The organism is Bacillus sp. GMs2/2 (assembly GCF_050172095.1).
GTDB classification, from domain to species: Bacteria; Bacillota; Bacilli; order Bacillales; family Bacillaceae_G; genus Bacillus_A; species Bacillus_A cereus.
This window is the reverse complement of sequence record NZ_JBNLYE010000282.1, coordinates 1-5317: the sequence shown is the minus strand read 5'-3', so window position 1 is coordinate 5317 and position 5317 is coordinate 1. Positions and strand designations below refer to the sequence as shown.

Genomic DNA, 5317 nt, shown 5'->3' with positions numbered 1-5317 from the left:
TTATTAAATAGATAAAGGAGATAAGGCATGGGGTTAATTTATAAAGTTGCTGATCAAGATTGGGAATTTGAAAGTATACATAAATTAAATTATAAAACTTTTGTGGAAGAGATACCACAACATGAAGAAACGAAAGACCGGTTTCGTATAGATCGGTTTCATAAAGAAAATACATATTTAATTTGTTTAGATGAGGATAGATTAGTAGGTATGGTCGCAGTGCGGGGAAAACGACCATTCTCGTTAGATTATAAAATCTCAAATTTAGATGTTTATTTGCAAGAGCATGGAGAAAAAATGTATGAAATTCGTTTGCTTTCAGTAGAACGTGAATATAGAAATGGAAGAGCGTTGTTAGGATTAATTCGTTTTCTACATCGTTATTTGCTTCTAAATGGATATGAATTAGCACTCATTTCTGCAACAACACGTGAACTAGCTTTATATGAGCAAATGGGATTCAAATCTTTCCATACGTTAGTTGGTACAGAAGAAGCAGCCTTCCAACCAATGTATGTTACCCCTGCTATGTTTGAAGAGTCGAGTGTTGGGGGGATTATGACGAAAGAATATACGTTTTTACCTGGTCCAGTAGATATTGAAGAGAACGTTCGAAAGGCATTTTCTACGCGGCCTATTTCGCATCGCTCTAAGTCATTTCAAGTGATGATGGGCAATGTAAAAAAACGGTTACTTTACATGACAAAAGCAAAACATGTACAGCTTATGTTAGGAACAGGGACGTTAGCAAATGATGCGATTGCTTTACAGTTACGTTCTTTAAAAGGGAAAGGACTAGTATTAACAAATGGGGAATTTGGTAATAGATTAGTTGGACATGCAAAACGAGCACGGTTACATTTTGATACGTATAAAAAGGAAATGGGAGATCCATTTATTTATACCGAATTAGAAGAAATCATGACAACTGGGAATTATGAATGGATTTGGTTTGTTCATCATGAAACATCTACTGGAATGTTAAACGATTTAAACGAGCTAAATACTCTTTGTAACGAGAATCAAATAAAACTATGTGTAGATTGCATAAGCTCAATTGGAGCAATACCATTATCCTTGAAGGATGTGTATTTTGCAAGTGGTGTTAGCGGTAAAGCGATTAAATCATATACAGGAATTTCTTTCGTTTTTCATAACCACATTGTAAAAATAAACGAGGCTGTGCCGGCCTATATGGACATTGGTATGTATGAAGAAAATGAAAGCATTCCATACTCACAATCATGGAATTTAATTTATGCATTACAAGAAGCGTTGAAGCGATTTGAAGATGAAAAGGTATTTGTAAAAATTAAAGAGACATACGAGTATGTTGAAGAAGTTATTACTGATATGGGCTTAAAGCTTGTTTCACCTAAAGAACATGCCGCGCCAATTATACTTACTATTGTATTAAGCGAAGACCATTCTTCTAAAGTAGTAGGCGATGCATTAGCATTACAAGGATACATCGTTCATTATGAGTCATCTTATTTACAAAAGAATAATTGGATCCAAATTGCATGTTTAAATCATTATAAAGAACGCGATATGAAAAGGATGTTAAATTGTTTGCAAATGTGTTTATTTCAGAGTGGGGTACATATATAAAGATTTTTTCTTTTCGTATAAAGGAGCTACGACTTACGAAAACTTAGAAATAGAACTTTGGAAGAGGTGTCAGTATGATAACTAGAAAACTACCATTACATATAGACGATATTAAAAAAGCTCACAAGATTCTAGATAGAAATGCTCGTAAAACGCCATTAGTAAAATCTTTTTATTTGACTAGTAAAACGGGCGGAGAAATACATTTGAAATTAGAAAATATGCAATTAACGGGTTCTTTTAAATTTCGTGGCGCATTTAATAAAATGTCACGGCTCACGGATCAAGAAAAAGAAAAAGGTGTAATCGCATGTTCAGCAGGTAATCATGCACAAGGAGTTGCATTATCTGCTCATTTACTCGGTATTAAGAGTAAAATTGTTATGCCAATTTCTGCACCGCAGGCGAAAGTTGAAGCAACTAAAGGATATGGATCTGAAGTGATTTTACATGGTGAAACCTTTGATGATGCAAAGGCAAAATGTGAAGAAATTATAAGAGAAACAGGTGAAACATACTTACATCCATATGATGATGTAGAGGTAATGGCTGGTCAAGGTACAATTGGATTAGATATTCTTGATGATATGTGGGATGTAGATACTGTCATTGTACCAATTGGTGGAGGCGGAATTATTTCTGGCATTGCTGTAGCATTGAAATCTTTTAATCCATCCATTAATATAATTGGTGTCCAAGCAGATAATGTTCATGGAATGAAGGCATCTTACGATAAAGGAGCAATCGTAGAACACTATGAGGCGCCTACTATTGCAGATGGTTGCGCAGTTAAAATACCAGGTGAATTAACATTTGAAATTGTAAAAGAATTAGTAGATGATATTGTAACTGTATCAGAAAAAGAGCTGGAAGTAGCGATGAAAGATTTATTACAACGTGGGAAAGCTGTTGTAGAAGGTGCAGGTGCATTAGCAACTGCTGCACTTCTTGCAGGAAAAGTTGATAGTTATATAAAAGGGAAAAAAGTAGTGGCTGTTATATCTGGTGGGAACGTGGACTTACAGCGCATATCAAGTGTATGTGAGCACTTTTTTGTCGCTAATGAAGTGAAATAGTTTTATGAAAGAAGAGCTAAGAGAAATAGTCTTAGCTCTTACTTTTTGTCTACTGTTTACTGTAAGTAGCAATAAACTTGCAAAATTTGCTGTTTAAAAATTATTTTATTTAAGCGCCTATTTTTACACATATCTTTAATGTTACAATAATTATTTCAATATTGTCGAAACATAAGCAGAAATTTAATATAATAGTTTTAATGTGCTAATGAGCGGTGAGGAGGGCAGATCATGAATAAAGAAGAACAGGTCATGAACGGTTTCAGGGAATTATATAATAAGCTGGTTTGGCTTAATAAAGATAAGATGGAAGAAGGTCTTAAAGGTTTTAAGTCTTCTGAAGTCCACTGCATTGAATATATTGAAAACAATGCAAATTCTAACGTGACGCAACTCGCAGAGGCTTTTTATGTGACTCGCGGTGCTATAAGTAGAATGACTAAGAAGCTCATACAAAAAGGCCTTGTTGAAAGCTACCAAAAGTCAGAAAATAAGAAAGAAATTTATTTTAAGCTTACCGAACAAGGGAAAGAAATTTATAAAATCCATGAAGATCTGCACAAAGAGTTTCAAGAGCGGGATAAAGCTGTATTTGAGCAAGTAACTGAAGAAGAATTCGACAGTATAATTAGCTTTGTGGAAAAGTATAGTAGACATTTGGATGCAGAAATAAAGAAACAAGGTATACATATTAAATCGTAATACATTTTAATAATAAAATGGCAGCCTTACTCTAATATGAGAATAGGCTGCTTTTTTATTATTTTATCTTTGTTGACTAATCAACAAAACAGGGTTATCATTTTGTTGACAAAGCAACAAAATATTTTAAGGAGAGAAGTTAAATGTCTATATTTAGATCACAAAATGAAAGGGAAACTGAAAAAAGCATAGATAAACATGCTTTACTATTCGGACTTATTTCTGTATTTCTTTGTGGTATAGGTTTCAGTATCATCATGCCTGTAGTCCCATTCTTAGTACAGCCATATACAAGTAATCCGGAAGAACAAGCATTAGTTGTTACACTACTAACTTCCGTATATGCGGCCTCCGTGTTTTTAGCTGCTCCAGCACTCGGGGCTTTAAGCGATAAGTATGGCCGTCGTCCATTACTTTTAATATGCTTATTTGGTTCTGCAATTGGGTACTTGGTTTTTGGCATAGGAGGAGCTTTATGGGTATTATTTGCTGGACGCATAATAGAAGGTATAACAGGTGGGAGCATAAGTACTATCTTCGCATATTTTGCAGACATCATTCCGAAAGAGCAGAGAACGAAATACTTTGGATGGGTGAGTGCAGTTGTAGGTGTGGGAACTATTATTGGACCCACTCTTGGGGGCTTACTTGCAAAGTTTGGTCATTCTGTACCTTTATACTTTGGAGCGTTCATAACTTTATTAAATGTTTTATATGGTATGAAATACATGCCTGAGAGCCTTGACAAAAATAACAGGTTAAAAGAGATTACTTTTGTAAGGTTAAATCCTTTTGCACAGCTAGCAAATATACTTTCCATGAAAAATTTAAAATGGTTACTTATCTCAGCGTTTTTACTTTGGATACCTAACGGATCTTTACAAGCAATTTTCACGCAATTTACAATGGATACTTTCAGTTGGAAACCTGCATTAATCGGACTTATGTTTTCAATTTTGGGCTTTCAAGACATTGTTTCACAAAGTTTTATAATGCCAAAGCTTTTAATCAAGCTTAGTGATAAACAAATAGCAATTCTTGGGATGGTTTCGGAGATTATAGGATACAGTTTTATTGCAGCATCAGCTGTATTTTCACTCTCTCCACTACTTATCGTTGGAATGCTAATGTTTGGTTTTGGGGATTCAATTTTCGGGCCTTCATTCAACGGGATGCTTTCAAAGTCTGTCAGTTCTAATGAACAAGGAAGGATTCAAGGTGGAAGCCAATCTATTCAAGCTTTAGCAAGAATGATTGGTCCGATTATTGGAGGACAAATCTATGTATCACTTGGTCATGCCGCACCTGCTTTTATGGGTATGATTCTTATAGTAGCGGCAATAGCAGTTTTGTATAAGGGAACGTATGAAACTGTATAACAGATAGATATAAGAACAAATAAAAGGGAGTCAGAACTTAAGAACAAGTGCTGATTCCCTATTTGTTTACGGTTTGAGAGCTAAGAGAAATGCTTTTGTTTAGGAATTTATTCTGCTATGCTCTCATGGTGAAGGGTAATATTCAGTGAGGTGGAACTATCATTAATTACAGTTAGCTTTATTTGAAAGTAAAAAGGTAGGTAAATGACTAGATAATTTCATTATGCTTGTGCTGAAGTAAATAATGACTCCATCTTTACTTTGCTCTTTTCTCGAATTTCAGCATCTGCGTGTCTCATAACGTATTTATGCGCTACAGCGATTGCTAAAACATCATCTAATAACCCAATCCCAATAATAGCAGCTATATCTGGAATGAAATCGATTGTTAATACGTAATAAGATAAAGCGGCTAATATTATGAATTTCGCCTTAGTAGGTAATTCTTTCTTTTTCATTGTGTAGAATAAAATAATACTTTCATATACGCTAGATTTACCGAGGTTTACAGAGCTTTTTTTGAACTTTTTCCAAAGTGTCTGTTTCTCC

At 34.5% G+C, this 5317-nt stretch carries 5 protein-coding genes; 4 read left to right on the top strand and 1 reads right to left on the bottom strand.

Going from position 1 to position 5317, the window contains the following annotated elements; genetic code table 11:
- Window positions 1–27 precede the first annotated feature (27 nt).
- From ACQGS6_RS22405 to ACQGS6_RS22390, 4 genes are all read left to right on the top strand, one after another.
- Window positions 28–1611, top strand: a complete 1584-nt coding sequence (locus ACQGS6_RS22405) for an aminotransferase class V-fold PLP-dependent enzyme (protein ID WP_000523051.1) — start codon at window positions 28–30, stop codon at window positions 1609–1611.
- Window positions 1612–1685: 74 nt separating this feature from the next.
- Complete coding sequence (gene tdcB / locus ACQGS6_RS22400) at window positions 1686–2687, top strand: bifunctional threonine ammonia-lyase/L-serine ammonia-lyase TdcB (protein WP_000632952.1); 1002 nt, start codon at window positions 1686–1688, stop codon at window positions 2685–2687.
- A gap of 231 nt (window positions 2688–2918) precedes the next feature.
- Window positions 2919–3389 carry a MarR family transcriptional regulator gene (locus tag ACQGS6_RS22395; protein ID WP_001030906.1) on the top strand — a complete coding sequence of 157 codons (471 nt, stop codon included), beginning with the start codon at window positions 2919–2921 and terminating at the stop codon, window positions 3387–3389.
- A gap of 143 nt (window positions 3390–3532) precedes the next feature.
- A complete protein-coding gene (locus ACQGS6_RS22390; protein ID WP_000021825.1) occupies window positions 3533–4768 on the top strand; it encodes an MFS transporter in 1236 nt (411 codons plus the stop codon).
- Between the two features lie 221 nt (window positions 4769–4989).
- Here the strand turns inward: ACQGS6_RS22390 and ACQGS6_RS22385 are convergent.
- Window positions 4990–5317, bottom strand: a 328-nt coding sequence (locus ACQGS6_RS22385) for a YkvA family protein (RefSeq protein WP_426965628.1), incomplete at its 5' end; no start/stop codon positions are given.